The sequence below is a fragment of the Gracilibacillus sp. D59 genome, assembly GCF_052246695.1.
Taxonomy (GTDB): domain Bacteria; phylum Bacillota; class Bacilli; order Bacillales; family Amphibacillaceae; genus Gracilibacillus.
This window is the reverse complement of record NZ_JBQQCK010000001.1, coordinates 496724-518065: the sequence shown is the minus strand read 5'-3', so window position 1 is coordinate 518065 and position 21342 is coordinate 496724. Positions and strand designations below refer to the sequence as shown.

The 21342-nt window shown below is 36.9% G+C and carries 12 protein-coding genes; all 12 read left to right on the top strand.

All coding sequences use genetic code 11. The features are described 5' to 3' along the window. Nucleotides 1–195: 195 nt before the first annotated feature. The 12 genes from ACTWP4_RS02365 (at nt 196) to ACTWP4_RS02310 (ending at nt 21037) form a co-directional block, all read left to right on the top strand. On the top strand, nt 196–537 hold the full coding sequence (locus ACTWP4_RS02365) for a nuclease-related domain-containing protein (RefSeq protein WP_443127360.1): 342 nt from the start codon (nt 196–198) through the stop codon (nt 535–537). Nucleotides 538–1385: 848 nt separating this feature from the next. Then, a complete protein-coding gene (locus ACTWP4_RS02360) occupies nt 1386–2480 on the top strand; it encodes a peptidylprolyl isomerase (RefSeq protein WP_443127148.1) in 1095 nt (364 codons plus the stop codon). Between the two features lie 142 nt (nt 2481–2622). Beyond that, nucleotides 2623–5379, top strand: a complete 2757-nt coding sequence (locus ACTWP4_RS02355; RefSeq protein WP_443127147.1) for a discoidin domain-containing protein — start codon at nt 2623–2625, stop codon at nt 5377–5379. A 246-nt stretch (nt 5380–5625) separates the two neighbouring features. Beyond that, the gene (locus ACTWP4_RS02350; protein ID WP_443127146.1) at nt 5626–7407 is read left to right on the top strand and encodes a cache domain-containing sensor histidine kinase; all 1782 of its coding nucleotides are present in this window, start codon (nt 5626–5628) and stop codon (nt 7405–7407) included. 3 nt (nt 7408–7410) lie between these two features. Next, nucleotides 7411–9006, top strand: coding sequence for a response regulator transcription factor (locus ACTWP4_RS02345; protein WP_443127145.1), 1596 nt, complete (start codon nt 7411–7413; stop codon nt 9004–9006). Between the two features lie 371 nt (nt 9007–9377). Next, nucleotides 9378–10793, top strand: coding sequence for a carbohydrate ABC transporter substrate-binding protein (locus tag ACTWP4_RS02340; RefSeq protein ID WP_443127144.1), 1416 nt, complete (start codon nt 9378–9380; stop codon nt 10791–10793). A 105-nt stretch (nt 10794–10898) separates the two neighbouring features. Beyond that, nucleotides 10899–11777, top strand: coding sequence for a carbohydrate ABC transporter permease (locus tag ACTWP4_RS02335; protein ID WP_443127143.1), 879 nt, complete (start codon nt 10899–10901; stop codon nt 11775–11777). A gap of 23 nt (nt 11778–11800) precedes the next feature. Then, nucleotides 11801–12649, top strand: coding sequence for a carbohydrate ABC transporter permease (locus tag ACTWP4_RS02330; RefSeq protein WP_443127142.1), 849 nt, complete (start codon nt 11801–11803; stop codon nt 12647–12649). A 37-nt stretch (nt 12650–12686) separates the two neighbouring features. Continuing rightward, nucleotides 12687–13931: an alpha-L-fucosidase gene (locus ACTWP4_RS02325; protein WP_443127141.1), complete on the top strand. Its 1245-nt coding sequence runs from the start codon at nt 12687–12689 to the stop codon at nt 13929–13931. 23 nt (nt 13932–13954) lie between these two features. After that, nucleotides 13955–15703 (top strand): glycoside hydrolase family 35 protein, encoded by a 1749-nt coding sequence (locus ACTWP4_RS02320; protein WP_443127140.1) that lies wholly within the window; start codon nt 13955–13957, stop codon nt 15701–15703. A 418-nt stretch (nt 15704–16121) separates the two neighbouring features. Then, nucleotides 16122–19751, top strand: coding sequence for an Ig-like domain-containing protein (locus tag ACTWP4_RS02315; protein ID WP_443127139.1), 3630 nt, complete (start codon nt 16122–16124; stop codon nt 19749–19751). A 590-nt stretch (nt 19752–20341) separates the two neighbouring features. After that, complete coding sequence (locus ACTWP4_RS02310; protein WP_443127138.1) at nt 20342–21037, top strand: YesL family protein; 696 nt, start codon at nt 20342–20344, stop codon at nt 21035–21037. The last annotated feature ends 305 nt before the right edge of the window (nt 21038–21342 follow it).

Here is a 21342-nt window from a genome sequence, read left to right as displayed (position 1 = left end):
GTTTTGTGAGGCTCGAATGGATTCAAATATTATAATAGAAAGGTTGGCGTAATATTGAGAGAAAAGCCAAATGAGTTACAAATTTACGAAGCACTCCTCTATCGTAAAGCACTCTCATCAGAAGAAAAGAGAAAATATAGTCTATTATAGAAAGGATACGAGGAAGAACTTCAGTTTGACCGCTATGTCGAAAATATCTCCGGTGAATATTTAATCCTCCAAGACCTCTGGTTGCCCCATCGCAATAAACTTTTCCAAATAGATTATGGATTAGTTCTCAACAATACTTTTTTCTTATATGAATTGAAAAATTACAAAGGTGAATTTTTCTATGAAAAAGATAAGTTATATCTCACATCAGGCAAAGAAATTGATGATCCCCTTACACAATTAGCAAGAGCAGACTCACTATTACATCAGTTACTCCAAGAATTAGACCTTCACATCCCATCCAGCCAGCACTTGTTTTCGTTTATCCTGAATTCACACTGTTTGAAGCTCCAAGAAAGTCCAACATTATTCTACCAAGTCAATTAAATCAATACTTTCAACAATTTCCCCTTTTCAACAACTACTAGACTTTTCGTTTGCAGAGCTAAAAAAAGGTCTCCGCTGTCAATCATGTAGACGATTAGAAACAAATATTGATGGTAAGATGTGTGTTTGTGATCGCTGTGGCGAGAAAGAACTATCGCAAAGTGCCATTTTACGTAATATTGAAGAATTACAATTTTTATTTCCTCAATTGAAACTTACAACAGCTGTAGCCCAGTCCTGGCTGGGGATTGAATCTAACAGAAGAATTCAATATGTACTAAACGATTTAGATACACGTATTGTTAATGGATATTCAGGAAGAACTTTCAGACAAATAATGGTGCTGGTTCTTAGAATTTGTATTACGGTACCAAACAGTCTCAACAATTGCCGAGAAACAAGAGGTCACAGAAAACGCAGTGAAAAACTGGGGGAACTAGGACGAAGGAAGTCCTTCATAATGAGCGAGGTAGGTGAAATGTCCTGATGGGCCCCCTTGGCTACTCTTTATGAGTGCTCAGGGGTTTTTAGCCCATTTCACTAGTTTGAAAACGACTAATTGAATTAAATATAACATGTACAATTATAACCCAAAAGATAGAAATATACATTTAACTCCTTTTAGAAATGCCACTTCTTCCATTTTTACAAATATAAAATAATAATCCATCTTTTAATAATAATTCTCCATTCAATAAATTAAGGTTGGCTTATAAGATGGAGATACCCTAAAAGCTGTTAAGACATTAGATTCCCATTTCATTACTTTGTATGCGTTTTCTCTTTTGTGGTGCTACATAAAAATTTATTCGGAAAGATGATCCAATCTAATTAAGGAGCGGAACAAAATGGAAAAGATGAGCAAATATCTTACCCAATTAATGAGGAAAAGAAGAAAAGCATTTCTAACGATGTGTTTATTTATAACTGCTACTGGGATTACTCTATTTCTTTATTTTATTTCTTCAGAAGCTAAAAATAATGAAGTAATTGCAACTGTTAATGATATGTCGATTGTCGAAAAGGAATTTAGATTGCAACTTAACAATTTTAAGCCTGATGTTCAGAACTATTTTAAAAATTCATTTGGAGCAGAAATTACTGATGATTTTTGGGAAGAACAATTTGATAGAGAAAATCCTATGAAATTGCTTAAGGAACAAGCACTAGCAGAGGCTGTTAAAGCTAAGATAGAATTATCACTAGCTCGAGATCATGAATTAATAAATTTTGTTTCATATGATGAGTTATTGGAACACTTGCAAAAAGAAAACGAAAAACGACAGAAAGCTATTTCTAAAGGGGAAGTTGTATATGGATTAGCTTCATTTAGTGAAAATCAATATTATAGGCACGTTATCAAAAATATTCGCCTTAACCTTAAAGAAATATTGAGTAGAAATGAAAGCGACCCCTTATATCCAACAGAAAAAGAGCTTCAGAGTAGTTTTAATCAAAATCTTGATGAATGGTCTGATAAGAAATATGCCTATACCATACATAAAATATCTATACCTTATCATGATTCAGCTAGTATGAAAAATGCAGAGGTGAAAGCAAAAAAAGCCCTGTCTCATTTAGAAAATGGAAAGAGTTTTGAGGAAGTTTCAAGAGAGTATAACGAAGACAATAAAATTTTGTCTCAAACTATGAGTGATGAAACTTCACGGGGTGAAAAGCGTTCCACCGTCAATTTGCGTACAGCAGTAGAGTCATTAGAGGTGGGGGATTTTAGTAATACAATTATACATGAGAATGGAAGCTATAACATTATCAAGTTAGTAAATAAAGAGTCTGGAGATACAGAAGTCTACCAAGAAAACAAAGACTTAATCAGAAACATGGTTGTAGATGAAAAATATGATAAGTATATTCAAGAGTTGACAGATAATGCAGAAATAACCATCAATCAGAGTAATTATGACAAGGTGAACCCAAAATAGGTGGGAAATTGGAACAACTACAGAAAAACATAGACGTGGAGATTTGGTATAACCATATGTTGTATCTAAATCAAAGGAGGTGTGCGATTTTATTAACAACATATGATCATATGTTTATACAATATATTATGGGAGTGATAGAATGAGAAAGCATTTTACTTTTATCTTACCGGTCTTTATACTTTTGATTTTTAGTATGGTAAGTATATTAACTAGTGAATCTTTAGTTCGAGCAAATACTAGCGGTACAGATTACTATGTGGACGCTACAAATGGTATGGATACCAATGACGGTCAATCTCCTGAAACAGCATGGAAAACATTTACTCCTGTTAACAACAAGACTTTCAAACCTGGAGATCGAATTCTGTTAAAGGCAGGAGAAGTCTGGGAGGACCAACAGCTTTGGCCAAAGGGAAGTGGTGCTGAAGGTGATCCAATTATTATCGATATGTATGGGGACGAAAGTTTAGGAAAACCATACATCGCTATCAATGGCAATGTGCCGACGCCAGTTTATTTAGAAGGGAACACATGGAAGAAAGATATGGATTTGGTTGGTAAAACTGGTGCTGTTATCTTGATGAATCAACAATACTGGGAGATTCATAATCTGGAAATTTCGAATGATAATAATTTCGATGAGGATATAGATGTTCCAGGTACAGAAAGACAAGTGGTAAGAGATGGTATTAGCATTTCCATTAATGCAGACCAATTTGAAGATGACGAAGATACTATTATGGATTATTTTAGAATAACAAATAATGAGATTCATGATATTGATGGTGTAACAACATGGCAACGGATCCATTATGGAGGTATTAATTTCCAAGTGTTTGGTGAAAAACCTTACAAAGAATATGCAGATAATGAGAATTATTTTAAAGATGTAAAAATTGAGCATAATAATATCATTAATACAGAACTGCATGCCATTCAATTTGGCTTTAACTGGTTCAATGACCTTGGAAATTGGGAGCAAGATTGGATTAGAGAGAAAGACATATTTAGTAGAGATGTTTACATTGGACACAACTATGCTGAGAACATCGGGCAAGGTGCGATACAACTGGCAAATACGAAAGACATGTTAGTGGAATATAACGAAGTGAATGGTTTTTTAAAAAGGTATGATTCTGTATCAGCCGGGTTATACTCGTGGGCAAGTGAAAACGTGACACAGCAATTTAATGAAGTGTATGATGGTGTATCAGCCTTTTATGATGGAACACCTTTCGATTTCGAGTTTTCCGGGAAAAACATTGTCTATCAATATAATTATACTCACGATAACCCAGCAGGTTGGATGTCTTATATGGGTAGAGCAGAGAATAATATTGCTAGATATAATCTAAGTGTAAATGATAATGGGGTTTTAATTAAAAACCAATTACATGTCAATTGGTCTCCAGCATACTTTGTCAATAATACTTTTGTTTATGATGGAGCAAAGATGGAAATTCATGACGAAGAAATAAAATCACCAATGTATCTTTATAATAATATTTTCTATAATTATAATCAAACTACTCCAACGACATGGGCTAGACGCGTTTCTGATGGAAAACCAGGAATTCATAATATGATTTTCCAAAACAATGCTATTTATGAAGCAAGTGGTTTACGTGGGGAACATGAACCGATTGACCTATATAAAATTACGGATGACCCTCAGTTTGTAGGTGATCCAACTGACTATACCAATGGATTAATTGAAGGAACTCAGAACTATAAACTAAAAGAGACTTCTCCGCTAATTAATGCAGGTAGATACGTAGAACAAGCAGGAACAAAAGATTATTTTGGAAACCCTTTATATAGGGATGGAGGTCTTGATATAGGTATCCATGAGGTGCAAATTGGGGAACTCACTGCACCAGAGGATTATCAAATTTATGACTATCAACCTCAGTTAAGCTATGCTAGAGAAGAGAATCTGTTATTAGATTTGAATGAAGCAAATATTAATGTGTCTCATGAAAATACTAACCAAAATATTAATCATCTAGTTGATGGTGACTTAGATACTCGCTGGCAAACCGCAAATGTTAATCCATCAGAGAAAGATCCAATTAGAATTACATTTGATTTAGGTGAGAAGAAAACGTTTGGTCGTTTTGTTATTAATCAACAAGAGGCAAGAATTGGTGACTACTATTTAGATTACTCTGTCGATGGTGAGAATTGGAGTACATTAAAAAGTGGGACATTGGCAAATATGCGGGATTATACGCTCGACTTTGAAAATGTTGAGGGACGATATTTTAGATTGAATGTTACATCAAGAAGAGCACCATATGATCTTGCATTTAATGATGTATCCTTATATGATCGAACACCAATGGAGCCATCATTGGAGAAAGAGATATTACACTATGATAAGGATGCGCTAGATCGACATATATCCACTTATGTATTCCTTGAACCAAATGGCAATCAATTTGAAGGCATAAGTCATAATGGTGAAACGCTTGCTGAAGGAGAGGATTATACGTTAGATACGGTACGTGTTGATTTTACAAGAGAATATCTTGATTCATTGCCAGTTGGTGAACAGATTTTCAATATAGAGTTTACTGTTGGAGAGAATTTAACGAGCATACCATTTTCTGTCGTAATCTATGATGATCCTGTTACAGTAATTAATGAACTTGAACAAATGATACATTCCTATTCATCTAATCAAATTAAAAATCCGATTGAAAAAAATCTATTAAAACGCCTAAATAATGCTGAAAAGTTCTTAGAAAATGAAAATCAAGAGCAAGCAATGAAACAATTGACGGCTGCACAAACTCACCTGAATAAGCCTTCATTAAGTAAATTTATCACAAATGAAGCTAAAGATCAGATAAATGAGTTACTAACTAATATGTTGAATTCCCCTAAAAAATAATAGATGACCCGAAGCCTCCTATAATAGTCTAGGAGGCTTCTAGTTCATTTCTGGATAGGAGGGATGGTTCACTACGGCGATTCAGTGTTAAAATGAAGAAAATATACACTCTGTTTTCTATTGAATATTAAGTAAGCGCATTCACAAAAGTTGATAGAGTAAAAGAAGGAGCTATGTGTATGAAGTGATGTTAGTTTCCCTCATTATTGAAACACAACCATAACTTAGAAAGGGTTTGGAACTATAGTGGTAAGAAAAGCTATTCTGTTTCTATCAAAAAGAACACGAGTGTTAACGATAAGGCGAAGACTTTTTTTTGCGTTTTTAATCACTTCGATTATTCCAGTATTATTAATAAGCTATTATTCCAAAACGAAATATGAAGGTTCTTTAGAAGTGAAACTTAGCTCTTATTCGAATCAAGTAGTCAATGAAGTAACCAAAAATCTTAATGATAAACTAATGCAGTATGAAACGTTAAGCGAAGACATCATTATCAATGATGAGGTACAAACAGGGTTGAAAAATTTTGATGATATGTCTGATTTGCATAAGTCGAGTTTTTTAGGTGAATTGAGTAATATTGTTGTGTCTGAAATTTATAATTTAAAGGATTTGCAGAATATACATATTCGATTACCTGATGGGAGAACTTTTTATGACTTACGATATGAGAATTATGACGATTCTCAAATAGAACATATTATTAACGAGGCTGAAAAGTCTTCCAAGAATCAATTTTGGACATATATTGATACAAAACGTGGAATGGAAGGGCTTATACTAGGTAGACAGATTAATAATAAGGAAAATTTGAACGAAAACTTAGGTTATTTATTAATTGTTATTGATGAGCCAGTTTTTGCTAAAACAGTGTATGGAAATATTGATTTAGGAAGTGGCAGTCAATTATTTATTGCAGATGACGAAGGATTAGTAGTATCTGATTGGAAAAGCGAGTATGAAAAAGGAACCGATTTCTTAGATCGAAACCTAACTTCAAAGATCACAACGAATAGCCAATCTGATACATTTGAAGCAACATTCGATGGAGAGAAATACCTTGTTACTCGCGCACATATTAGAACACCCAATTGGTACTTTGTAGGCATGATACCTTTTGAATATATTAATTCAGAATCAAGGGAAGTATTTAAAGGACTTTTAATCGCTATTTCAATTACTATTGCTATTTCTGTTTCGATATCATTGTTAATTTTCTTAAGTATTATTAAACCGATGCAGCAATTGGTATTATTTGCACAGAGAGTGAGTATAGGTGACTTTAAAGCAAATTTATCAGACAATTCGAAAGATGAAATGGGAAAGCTTTCCGTTAGTATAAACCGGATGGTATCGCAGTTAAAGAAATTGATTCTAAAAACGGAAGAGGACCAAAAGATAAAACGTAACACTGAATTAAAGATGTTACAGGCGCAAATTAATCCGCATTTTTTATTTAATACCTTAAATTCATTTAAGTGGGTAGCAATGCTAAGTAGAAATAAGACCCTACAAAATGGTTTAGAGGCACTATCGGTATTGCTGAGAAATACGATTATTCATAAAGATAACTTGTTAACTATTAAGGAGGAAGTGGATAACCTTTACCATTACGGGACAATTCAGAAAGTAAGATATGGTGATTCTTTTAGTTTACATATAGATATGGAAAAAGATTTAGAGCAATATTATATCTTAAAATTTATTTTGCAACCAATTGTGGAAAATTCAATTATTCATGGGACGGAAGAAGATATAAATAAGACGGAAATAAACGTTCAAATGAAAATAATCAATGAGAAATTGCACATTGTAGTCAATGATAATGGACAAGGATTTGATATGGGTGCATTAAAACAAGAAAAAGAAGATACAAAAAAGTTATCTGGTATAGGGATCGACAATGTCAATGAAAGGATAAAAATGAATTACGGAACAGAATATGGTCTAACGGTTCACAGTGAAGTGGGAAAAGGCACAACAACTACTATTGTTTTACCTGTTTTACGTCAGAAGGAGAGATAATCCATGTATAAAGCAATTATTGTTGATGATGAAATTATTGTTCGAAATGCAATTAAAACAATGATTCCATGGGATAAGTGTGGTGTAGAATTAGTAGGCACGGCAAGTAATGGAATCAAAGCCCTAGAACTTGTAGATCAAAAAAACCCCGATATCATTATTACAGACATAAAAATGCCAATGATGGATGGCATTGAAATGATCCATCAATTAAAGGAACAAGGGTTTAATGGAGAGATTTTAGTATTAAGTAATTATGATGATCTTGAATTAGTGAAAAAAGCGTTAAAAAGTGGTGTGTATGATTATGTATTGAAATTAACCGTCCAATCAAAAGATTTTGAACGACTATTTTCTGACATCATCCAAAAGTTATATCAAAAAACTAATAAGGAAAATACTATATCAAATCATACCATCTCTAATTTTGAACAACGTCGTGAGGAACTAATTAGTAACTTATATGTAAGTCCACACCATTATGGTCATTTAATGGAGGAGTTAAATAACCTAGAAGTTAAAGAAAACGATCGTTCCTTCTTTTCCATTATTGTTTCACCGGTTAGATTAGAGAGAAATAATAATGTGCAGTTAAAAGAAATCTTAAGAAGTATAAGTAATGAAATTTTCTTAGGTAGTAACTGGAATGTGGTAGTTGAACCTGAACCATCAACATTCTTAGTCACTGTTAGCTTTAATCGTTTATTACACATGGATGACCCTTTCAATCTTTCAGAAAGAATTTCTAATTTACTTTACATGTATTATGACATAAGGGTGATTATTGTTTACTCCCGTGTTTTTACTAATCTAAGGATATTAACGCAAGAAGTGGAAAAAGGGAAAAAAAAGGTTGGACTAGCCTTCTATCAATTTGAAGAAAGCGTATGTTTATCTGGCAATGTGAAAACGGTAGAAAAAACGAAAAAGATTAATGATTTGACAGAGTCTTTTTTTGATGGTAATTGGAAAGAACATTTTCAAAGGGGCGAAAATTATTTAATCCAATGGTTGAAGCGTTTAATAGAGCTAGCAAAAGAAGAACGTTTGGAACCGATTCATTTAAAAAAAATTATTATTCGGATTGTCTGGCATGTAGAAAGAAAGTTGCATGTTGTGGATTGGTTTGACAATCAGGCTGATGAATATAAATTTTTGAAAGAACAAGAAATTTTAGATGCAACTAACGAGCATGAGCTTATAAATTTACTTTCTGAATTCAGTTCAAAAATAAATGGTTTAGCAATTGAACGAACTGATATTGATCGTAAAGAGGTTATTCAAGCGATGAACTATATTAAAGAAAACCTTTCTACCAAATTGACCATTTCAGATATTGCAAGCTATGTTAATTTATCAGAAGCATATGTCTCAAAAGTTTTTAAAGCAGAAACAGGAAAAAGCATTATAGCTTATGTAAACGAACTGCGCATGCAAAAGGCATACCATCTTCTTGAACAAGGAGAATATTTGGTTAAAGAAGTTTCATGGCAGGTAGGTATTGATGACCCATTCTATTTTAATCGACTATTTAAAAAAGAGTTTGGTATTTCTCCTAATCAAGTAAAGAAGGAAAAAGATAAAAGCACATTTAATTAAAGTGTGCTTTTTATTTATTAGGTAGGTAAGCATAAACAGAGATGTATAGCTCGAGCACCCAGAAACTAGGCTACTTCTCGAATCGCCCTCCGATAAGTCATCATCGAGTCACTTAGCTCACCGTGATTCTTTTACTCGATTGATTCAGTCCAGTCCTACGTTTCTAAGCGGACACTCTGTGCTTTCTTATTGGTTAACACTATTTGATGTAAAACCTATATTATTCTGAGAAATTAAACATGATTTTCTAGTTCTTTTTATGTGATTTCACGAACAGCTTTCATAAGCAGACATAATCCATTTTTACCAAGGGATTATTCATTCTATAGATAGGAACTACTTGATAAGATGAAAAAAAGGAGGAATGATTAGTGAAACTTATAAATGAAAGCGAGAACAAAATGATGAGGAAGGTAATAGGGGGATTAGTTTTATTGCTGTTAGGTCTAATTTTGTTTGGCTGCAGTAGCGATGATAGTAGCGGAAGTAGTAAAGACCAAGGAGAAGAAAATGATTCCGAGAGTAATGGAGAATCAGAAGTATTAGATATTGCCGTTTTTGAGGGTGCTTATGGTAGTGACTACTGGACTGCTGTTGCAGATAAATTCATGGAAGAGAATCCCGGAACCCAAATCAATATCGAGTCAAACCCTAAAATTGGTGATTTGATTCGACCTAAAATTGTTTCAGGTAATCCACCTGATTTAATTTACCTTAATGCAGCAGATCCGTCGGGTGTAACACAAGCACTTATTGATGAAAAGGGCATTGAAGAAATTACAGACTTATTTGATAGAACAGTACCTGGTGAAGATGTAACCATAAAAGAAAAACTCATTGATGGTGCATTGGAATCAAAGTTCATGGCTCCATATGGAGATGGCAAAGTGTATCTCGCACCTTATAATTATAATTTAATGGGCTTATGGTATAACAAAGAATTATTTGAAAATGAAAGTATTAGTATTCCGGAAACATGGGATGAATTCTTTGATTATACAGAGGTAGCTACAGAACATGACCGTGCCTTATTTACTTATCAAGGGATTCACCCAGGATACTTAGAAGAAATCTTGGTGCCAGCGATTTATGACCGTGGCGGTCAAGAGGCATTAGATCAGTTTTTAAATTATGATCCTGAATTTTGGAAATCAGACGTTGCCTTAGATGTCTTAAGTATTTTTGAGCAAATCGGTTCTACAGATAATGCACTAATGGAAGGAACTATTGCATTGAATCATACACAGTCCCAGACTTCGTTTATGCAAGGGGATGCAATGTTTATTCCAAATGGTAACTGGTTTGAAACAGAAATGGAAGATGCGCCTACGGAGGATCCTTTTGGATTTGGTTTTATGGGTGTTCCAGCTTTTGAAAGTGGTGATACATTAACTGCTCAAACATCTATTGAACAAATTTATATTCCAAAAGATTCGGACAACAAAGAGCTTGCAAAAGATTTCCTTACTTATCTTTATACAGATGAAAGTGTGCTGTTGAATGGAGAAAAAGCACACGGTGCTATGGCTGTAAAGGGAGCGGTTGAGCTAGTGAAAGATTATATTACCACTTCGTCTTATAATGCTTACAAACAGGTTGAAAAAGGAGAAATATACCCAGTCAGTTCTTCATTTGCTGCACTACCGAGTGGAACTAATATTAATATAAGTGATGAAGTCTATAAGCCTGCTGTTGAAGTATTAAGCGGTGATTCTACCGCTCAAGAATGGGCAGATAGACTGTATAATGTTTATGTGCAAATCCAAGAAGATATGGGAAATGAGTAATATATAAGTAAGGGAAACGGGCTTAAGAAGCCTGTTTCCCTTATGAAATAGTCAATGAATCACATGTTAATGTTAGTGAAACTATAATTTGGGACGTGATGTTTAATGAATAAGAAGAGACGGACTGGGTTTATAGTATTTTGTATTTTACCCACATTACTATTATTCAGTTTGTTTGTAATTTACCCAACGATCCAAGTGTTTTCAAAATCTATGTACAATTGGTCAGGTCTGGGAGATGGAATGACATTTGTCGGTTTTGAAAATTTTATTGATGTTTTAAATGACGAGGTATTTTTAACTTCATTAAAAAATACCTCCTTTCTTATGATTGTTGTTCCATTCATCACCTTATTTTTAGCATTGGTTTTGGCATCGATTTTGTCAAAGGGTAATTTAAAAGAGAAATCCTTGTATAGAATTGTGTTTTTCTTCCCTAGTATTCTATCATTTGTTGTAATAGGGATACTTTGGTCGTTTATATACCACCCTACTATGGGTATTGTCAATTCCATGCTAGAAATTATAGGACTGGAGGATATACAAAAAGCTTGGCTAGGAGATAAAGATACCGTTATGTGGGTAATTGCCCTTACAATGGTTTGGCAGGCAGTCGGTTACTACATGGTCATGTATTTAGCAGGGATGGATAATATTCCTGAAGAATTATATGAAGCTGCAAGTATCGATGGAGCAAGTGCAGTCCAACAATTTTTCAAAATAACGATTCCAATGGTTTGGGAAATTGTTCGAATCACCATAATTTTTAGTATTAATGGAGTGTTAGTTATTAGCTTTATTCTTGTTCAAGTTATGACTTCAGGTGGGCCAAGTGACTCCTCACAAGTAGTATTACATTACATGTATCAACAGGCTTTTAGGAATGCGAATTTCGGATATGCAATGGCGATAGCTGTTTTTGTCTTTGTTATTTCGATTGGCCTCTCCATGTTAAGTAATAAACTGTCCGAGCGAGAGAATTAATCATATTGGAGGAGAAAAGCACAATGAATAAAAAGGTAAAGCTGAGTAGTAAGATTACTAGAATTGTATTGAGGATCATATTGTTATGTTTAACTATCATTATGATCTATCCACTTGTTTGGAATATTATTGCATCCTTAAAGTCTAACGAAGAGATTCTAGAAAGTCCATGGACTCTTCCAATGGAACTGCATTTTGAAAATTTCGTTCGCGCCTTTACAGAGGCAAATATCGGTGGCTATGTGTTCAATTCTATTTTCGTAACCGTATTGTCGCTAATTATTATGCTCATATTAGCCATTCCCGCATCTTATGTTATAGCACGCTTTCATTTTCCTGGCAGAAAGTTTTTGCATAATTTTTTCTTAGCGGGATTATTTATTCAACCTATTCTGATTATGGTTCCACTTTTTTTGCTTGTAAATGACTTGAAGATGACGGATAATATCTTTTCTTTGAGTATCATTTATGCAATTACTAATATTTCATTCTCTATCTATTTACTAATTGGTTTTATGAAAACCATACCTAAGGAGTATGAAGAAGCTGCTAGGATAGATGGATGTGGTTATATATCAACCCTTATCAGGATTATTATACCTTTGGCAAAGCCAGGTATCATAACTGTCTCCATTTTCAACTTTTTTACGTTTTGGAACGAGTACGCACTGGCGCTAGTCTTAATTACAAGTGATGAAAAGAAAACGATTCCGGTTGGACTTGTGAATTTAATGGAGGTGCAGCGCTATGCAACAGATTGGAGTGCACTATTTGCCGGACTTGTTATCGTACTGATTCCTACTGTTGTTATTTACGTCCTTGTACATAGAAAGCTAACAGAAGGTATGATGATGGGTGGTATTAAAGGATAAGGCACAATAACATAATGGAAATAAGGAGGTCGCACATATGGGAAATAACGATTTAGCTTTACCAAGTAAACAACAAGTTACTTGGCAAAATTTTGAGCTTGGTTTTTACGTGCATTTTGGCATGAATACATTTTGTGATCAGGAGTGGGGAGACGGAACAGATTCTCCAAACAAGTTTAATCCAACGGCACTAGACACAAGACAGTGGGTTAGATTAGCGAAAAAGGCAGGATTTCAATATTTAGTTTTGACGGCAAAGCATCATGATGGTTTCTGTTTATGGCAGACAGAAACGACCGAGTATTCAGTGAAGAGTAGCCCTTGGAAACGAGGAAAAGGGGATGTTGTTCAAGAATGTGCAGATTCTTGCGCAGAGTTTGACATTCCATTTGGCATTTATTTATCCCCATGGGATCGCCACGAACCATGTTACAACAATAAAGAAGCATATGATGATTTTTATTGCCAACAGTTAACAGAGTTACTCACTAACTATGGCCCAATAGTTGAGGTGTGGTTTGATGGAGCAGGTTCTGAAAATCGAGAATATGATTGGGAACGAATTATTGGAATTGTAAAAAAGTATCAGCCAGATGCAATGATTTTTAATATGGGGCAACCAACTATCCGTTGGGTTGGTAATGAAGATGGAGTTGCTCCATATCCTTGTTGGAATACTAGAGAAACAGATTCGAAGATTAGCATGTTCACAGATCAAGAGGCTAGTTGGTTGTCAGGAACACCGAAGTGGCTACCAGCTGAGTGTGATGTCCCTTTAAGAGGTGAACATTGGTTTTGGCATCCAAACGACGAGCATAATATACGGTCCATTGAGAATCTACTGGATATTTATTATCGTTCTGTCGGTCATGGTGCAAATCTATTGTTAAATGTAACCCCAGATATGAGAGGACTTATACCAGAAGCCGATTCGAAAAGCTTGCTAAAGTTTGCAAAAATAATTCAGGACCGTTTTACTAATCCTATTGCCCAGACAGAGGGAGAGACATCTGAACTTATTTTGAACTTAGTAGACGAAAAAGAAGTAGACACTGTTATTTTAAAAGAGGATATAGAGCATGGTGAAAGAGTGAGGCAATACATTATTGAAAGTTGGAAAGATAACAAATGGGAACAGATTTGTGAAGGTACTGCAATTGGTCATAAACGAATACAACAAATAGAACCTGTAAAAACAAAAATGTTACGTCTTAGAGTGGTAGAATATAACTATGAACCGAAGATTATTGAATTTTCCTGTTTTAACACTAAATCATCATAATTTTAAATAGCTGAGGTGTCTTTATGGCGAAATTAGAAACTAGAAATAATCAATTTATTTTAAATGGGGAGCCTATTCAGATATTGTCTGGAGCTATACATTATTTTAGGGTTGTTCCCGAATATTGGGAAGATCGTTTACTCAAGTTGAGAGCATGTGGTTTTAATACGGTAGAGACTTATGTACCATGGAACCTTCATGAACCAGAAGAAGGTCAATTCAATTTTGAAGGGTTGGCAAACTTAACAAGCTTTCTTGAGATTGCAAATGAATTAGGTTTATACGCAATTGTAAGACCCAGTCCCTATATATGTGCAGAATGGGAATTTGGTGGATTACCATATTGGTTGCTAAATGATGATAATATGCGTTTGCGTTGTACACATGAACCTTATTTAAAGAAAGTCAGTAATTATTATGATGTACTACTTCCAATGTTAAAGACATATCTGTGCACGAACGGCGGGCCGATTATTGCAATGCAAATTGAAAATGAGTATGGAAGTTACGGAAACGATAAAAATTATATGCAAGAAAACAAGACTATGCTTGAGGAACATGATATTGATGTTTTGTTATTTACATCAGATGGTCCAGAGGATTCGATGCTTCAAGGTGGCATGCTTCAAGGAGTGTTGGAAACAGTCAATTTTGGTTCTAATGCCCAGGGTGCTTTTAATCAATTGAAAAAATACCAGCCCAACAGTCCATTAATGTGTATGGAGTTTTGGAATGGTTGGTTTGATCATTGGTTTGAGGAACACCACGAAAGGAATCCTAAAGAAGTAGCTAATGAATTAGAAACTATGTTAAAGCTAGGTGCATCGGTCAATTTTTACATGTTCCATGGTGGTACGAATTTTGGTTTCTATAATGGTGCAAATCACATTCATAACTATGAGCCAACTGTTACGAGTTATGATTATGATGCTCCATTAAATGAATATGGAGAACCAACAGAAAAGTACTTCCTCATTAGAGATGTAATTCAGAACCACTTCGGAAAGGTAACGCATAAAGTACCTGAACAAATGGAGAGGAAAACATTTGGGTCCGTGAAAATGAAACAACGTACGAATTTACTAGAATCACTAGATAAATTAAGTGAGCGTATTCATTCATACGATATAAAAAATATGGAAAAAATGGGACAGGATTATGGTTTTATTTTATATGAAACTAACATTTCAGGTCCAAGAGATAAAGGACGATTATACTTTCAGGATGTCCACGATCGAGCTTTAGTTTTTGTGGATGAAAGGTATATGGGTACTGTTGAGCGATGGAGTGACAATAATCATGTTGAATTATCTATTCCCGAAAATGGAGTGAAACTTTCCATTTTGATTGAAAATATGGGGAGGATCAACTACGGACCTTTACTAAAGGATAGAAAAGGCATAACAGAAGGTGTTCGATTCGAGAATCAATTTTTATATGATTGGTTTATTTATCCGCTTAAATTGAATGATGTATCACAACTGGATTTTATTGAAATAGGACAAAGTGAAGCATCTCAAGAGAATACGCCAGCCTTCTATCAAGGACATATTATGATCGAGGAACCCGCTGATACAATGGTTCATCTTAATGGATGGACAAAAGGCGTAATATTTGTAAATGGGTTTAATTTAGGCCGCTACTGGGAAGTTGGACCTCAGAGATCATTATATCTCCCGGGACCCTTATTAAAAAAAGGTTTGAATCAGTTTATAATCTTTGAGCAGCATGGAACGAAAAATACAGAAATATGGTTAAAAAAAGATAGTTGAGAGGAAAGATTATATATACCAATCACAATTGTTGACAAAATTTGAGGATACACATAAGCGACAAACTTATTATGTAGAATTAGATATCATTGAAAAGTTGGGAAAAGGAAAGGAGTAAAAAACTCAAATCGTTAATAAGGCTTTAAGAGAATATTTAGAAAGATTAGATTAAAAACAAAAACATTTATGTAAACGTTTGCCCATGAACAGTATCTCTAACCGGTCTAAATTGTTTTGGTATATAAATTGTAAGAATGGGTAGTTGTTACCGTTTACATTACCGTTTAATCTGGAATAGAAACCTCTAACCAATCTAATAAACAGAGAGGAGGAACTACTTTCATTAACAATAGCTCCAAAACCATATATCGATAGAAGCTGCTGCCAATAGTGTCAATTTAAATAATGGAGGTATAATATGAGGCGATTTATCCATTTCATGCTATGTTTTGTTATCTGTTTTTCCATTCTGCCTTTGTTTAGTCCGATTGTCAATGCCGCTGCCGAAGAGATCACAGCATCCGAACAACAGGTTCCGGCATTTCCTGGTGCGGAAGGGTTCGGTAAATATACCACCGGCGGACGCGGCGGCGAGGTTTATATCGTAACGAATGTAAATGATTCCGGTCCCGGATCTCTGCGGGATGCCGTGAGCGAGAGCAATCGCATTGTCGTATTTGAGGTGTCGGGCAATATTTTGTTGGATTCTCCCCTTTATATTCAAGGAGACAATATTACGATTGCTGGACAGACCGCACCGGGTGATGGTATCACCGTAACCAATCACTCCACCTATATCGAAGGGAACAACATCGTCATCCGTTATATGCGTTTTCGTATGGGTGACCGCACGGAGTCGACAGCAGACGCATTTTCCGCACGCAATCGCAGTGACTTGATCGTAGACCACAGCTCCCTGTCTTGGGGGGTGGACGAGATCGCATCGGTTTACGATATGCGGAATGTCACGATTCAGAATTCCATCATCGCTGAAGCGCTACATATGACGGATCATGACAAAGGTCGCCATGGCTTCGGTGGGATATGGGGAAGCCATTCGTCTTATCTTAATAATATTATTGCACATAATTCCAGCCGTAACCCTCGTTTCAAAGGTACATTGGACAATGACAAGGGGTATGATTTCCGCAACAATGTTATTTACAACTGGAACTACTATACAGGTTACGGCGGAAACGAAGCCGATGTGAACGTTGTGAATAACTATTACAAATATGGTCCGGATACGATAATGGATAAGCGCGCGCAAATGGTTGAGCTTCCGGAAGGCAACAGCAACTGGTACATTGACGGAAACTTCGTATATGGTTTCCCTGAAGTGACAGAGGATAACATGCTAGGTATCGTGGAACATCCGACGGCCAATGTTTTGAACGAACCAGTGGATGTACCGGAAGCTACAACCCGTACCGCATTGAAAGCGTTTGATTATGTATTGCAAAATGCCGGTGCCACGCTGCCGAGACGCGATTCGATTGATGCACGCATCGTGGACTCTATTCGCAACGGCACAGGCCGACAGATCAACTCGATCGATGAAGTAGGAGGCTGGGCGGATTTCCGTAGTGCAGAAGCGCCTGCAGACTCGAATCGCGACGGGATACCGGATGAATGGGCGGAGCAGCAGGGAGTCGATCCGATGGACGATACTTGGGCGAACGAAGTCACTGAGGAGGGCTACACCAATCTGGAAGTATATTTGAATTCCATCGTTTCCGATGGGCATCACAACCCGGAGATTGCCATCACCTCTCCTTCCATCAATGATATTTATGAGGCCGGGGAAACGGTAACCATCAACGCAGAAGCCAGTGTGGAGAACGCCGAGATTGATAAGGTTGTGTTTTATAACGGAACGGAAGTGCTGGGCGAGGTTGCTTCCGCCCCCTATGAGTGGAATTGGAGCGATGTGCCCGAAGGTACGCACTTTGTATTCGCCAAAGCATATAGCAGCGAGGGCAGACAAACAGACTCCCAGGTCATTCCGATTTATGCCAATATCACGAATGATATTGCTCCATGGTCATCCGCAGACATCGGGGAAACGGGAATCCCTGGTCATTCCGCGATTGTAGACGGTACCTATGTGGTCAAAGGCGACGGGGACGTGACGGCTGATCAGGATTCCCACCACTATATGTATCAGAAGGTAAGCGGAGATATTGAAATCACAGCGCAAATCCTAAGCGATACGAAAGTTGCCCCTCACAATCGCGAGGGTGTAATGATTCGCGAGTCGCTGGATGTCGGTTCACCGCTGGCCATGAGCGGGATCTCGGTGCGCGGTGAGGATCGTGTCGGAGTATTTTACCATAGGGAGGAAGAAGGCAGCGCCGTCGATGAAACCGATCCGATTGTGGGTCCGACCACTCCTTACTGGGTGCGTTTGACGAAAATCGGCGACGTAGTTACGGGATATATTTCTGAAGACGGGACGCAATGGCAGCTCGTCTCCTCTATGAAGTTCCCGGATGTGGACGAAGTGTATGTAGGTCTTGCTGTTGATGCAGCGAACGAAGAAAATCTGATTTCGAATTTGAACCGGGTAGCCTTCGACAACGTCACTATTGAGCAGCTTCCGCCGGTTCCGCTCTATCCGAAAGAGTTTAGCATGGCCCGAGGCGAAGAAGCATTGTATCTGGAATGGTCGGAAGCAGAAAGGGCGACGGAATATCTCGTGCAGCGAAGCACCGTCAAGAACGGTCCTTATGAAACGATCGCAACCGTTGCGGATGCCGTTTACTACACCGATACAAACCTGGAAGAGGGCGTGAATTATTTTTACGTCATCCGAGCGGCGAATGAATACGGGGACAGTTCTCTGACTTCAGAGGAAAGAAACGGCGCGTTGTTAAGTGACGAGCCTCTATATACAAGACTATTGGATGCCGACTTCGAAGACCAGGCTGTGGGAACACGGCCGCCGGATGGTTTCAAAGGCCGTCCCGACACAGACAACAATTATGCTGCTGTAGTAGACGTTCCGACGAGCTCCTCCGGCAATTCATCGGAACAGGCCGTCATGCTTTACGATGAAAGCAGCTCGCATACTTATCTCACCCGCAACTTCGAACCGCAAACCGGAAAGATGGTAGTGGAAACCGAATATATGCAGGAAAAGATGAGCACCTTCGGCAGAGCCATCCGCGTCATGGACGGCGGCAGAAATAATGTGGAGATATTCACCGGCAATGGAAGAGGATGTGAATATGAATATTGCTGGTATTTCCGTTATCAGGGGGATGCCGAGCTTATTCCGGAGAACAACCGGTTCTCGCTCAATGAGTGGTACCACGTCCGCATCGAGATTGATGTGCCGGCGCAAGAATTCTCCCTTTATATTAACGGCGAGCATTCGGGCACTCTTCCCTTTCAGGGCTCAGCATCGCAATTGAATCAGTTTGAGTCTCACACTTGGGGCACTTCCGAACAATATCTGGATGATATTCAAATCAGCTCCGCTTCCCTGGAGGCACCGCAAGCCGTTCAAGCGGTGAAGGAGAAAAAATCGACGGTGGCCATTCGCTGGGATGCAGTTGAAAATGCGGAACACTATAATGTTTATCGCCGATGGAATGGAGACCGATACCATTTAATTGCTTCGGAAGTATCATCGCTTGAACTCACTGATGAAGTGGAAGGGGATGGAGCGTACATCTATGCCGTGGCAGCCTACAACTCCGGAAGCGGGGAGGGAAGCTATTCCGATCCGGTTGAAGTGACCGTGGACGAAAGAGCCCCGACGATCACGATTACCAATGAATCGGATCACCCCGGCAACGAGTTCGACGACATGGCGTCGGCAGGAGAATATACGATCACCGGCTCCCTCGATGAGGCAGGAACCGTTTGGATTGAAGGGCAGGAATGGACAGTGGAAGAGGATCAGACTTTCTCCGCTGTGATATCGCTTCGGCACGGCAGAAATCGGATTGAAATTAACGCAGCCGACCTTGCCGGCAATGAAGCCGAGTCGGTCGTCTGGGAAGTGGTTGCCGTTAGTGACAATGCTCCCGCTGAAGGGTAAGGCTGGGTTATAATCATTCTTTATCTGATTTTAAATGGGGTCCCCCGAATCGAGCATTCGCTTCCTTTTGGGGGATCTTTCTTTGTCTTCTGCCATCGCCGTACCCGTGGATTACAAGTGAAGCAGAACGAACACTTTTTTATACCGCTTGTACGAGAGCGATGCATGAGTTGGTAATGTTAACAGATAGAAAACACAGCCCATTTATATTAGAAGGACCGAAAGATAAATATGTGGTGATAACTGGTTAAGGTTTGGAAATCCGTTCAACATAGTGTTGAACGGATTTCTTGTGTCTCTGAAAGTTAAATAATAATAGTCAAAAAAATAAGCACCGTGCCAGCTGTGATTTACTTACTGGTAAAGGTGCTTTTAATTTTCAGTATTAGATGCATTAGTCTTTTTTGACCTGGTAATGTCGCTGGTAAAAACATAACAGGAGTGGTAACCACAGAAGAGAGCTATTTTCACGAATAAAATATTAATAGAGTCATATGTTATCTAGTACCTAGCATATGGCAAAATATATTGGGTTATATTTTTGTGATAATTTGACAGTGTTGATAAAAAGTTAATAGGAGGAATACCTGATGAATTTAGAGAGTGGATTTACTAAAGTAATACAGTTTTTTACAGAATGGATTACTAGATTGTTTTCCGCCAATCTTATGTGGCTGCTTTTCAATCTACCTGTGATCTTGCTTAGTGTTAATGTAACATTTGCAGATAATAGACAAGAAATTACTAGTATCATTGTGTTATTGCTTATGATAGCACCTTTTATTACGTTTCCTGCTACTATTGCTTTATTTGCTGTAGTAAGAAGATGGGCAATGGATGATATAACCATTCCTGTGTTCAAATCTTATATAGCATATTTTAAGGAACACTATAAAGCTAGTATAGTCGCTGGATTTATCATCGAAATTTTTTGGATTATATACGCAGTTGATTACTACTATTTCACTTCGAATATTAGCGCTTCATTATCTCTATTTTTTATCATTCTCGGAGTAGTATTTCTAATGATCACACTCTTTTTTATTTGCTCGCTTGTTCATTATGATTTAAAAATAATAAATTTGATCAAAAATGCAATTATTATGATCATAACAAATCCTTTTTTAACTGTATCTATAGGGGTCTTTAATCTATCTATTATATATATAAGCTTTTTATATGCACCGTACTTACTCCTGTTTTTCTTAGGGTCCTCCATTGCTTTTGTCACTTTCAGTGGTTTTTATAAAATTTTTAGAAAAGTGGAATTAATGAAAAATCGATAAATATAATGGAAATATAACCTTAAAAAACTTTAAGGAATTTCAAAATAACATGGGGCTAACAAATATCGTTTGCTGTGTTCTTTTGGAAATCGATTTCCAAATAACAAACTAAAACATCACAGAAGAGCTTACTTCTCATTTTTATTTGTAGGTATTGAATTATTTTACTATTTCCCTTATTTATCAAGGATTGGTGGGATTATACTTGCTTATGTTTTTTTCAGAATGAAGAGGTAAGCTTTTCTATACCTAGAAATATAAGAGCTTTTGGAAATCGTTTTAGTAAATAAAAAAGGAGCGGATAT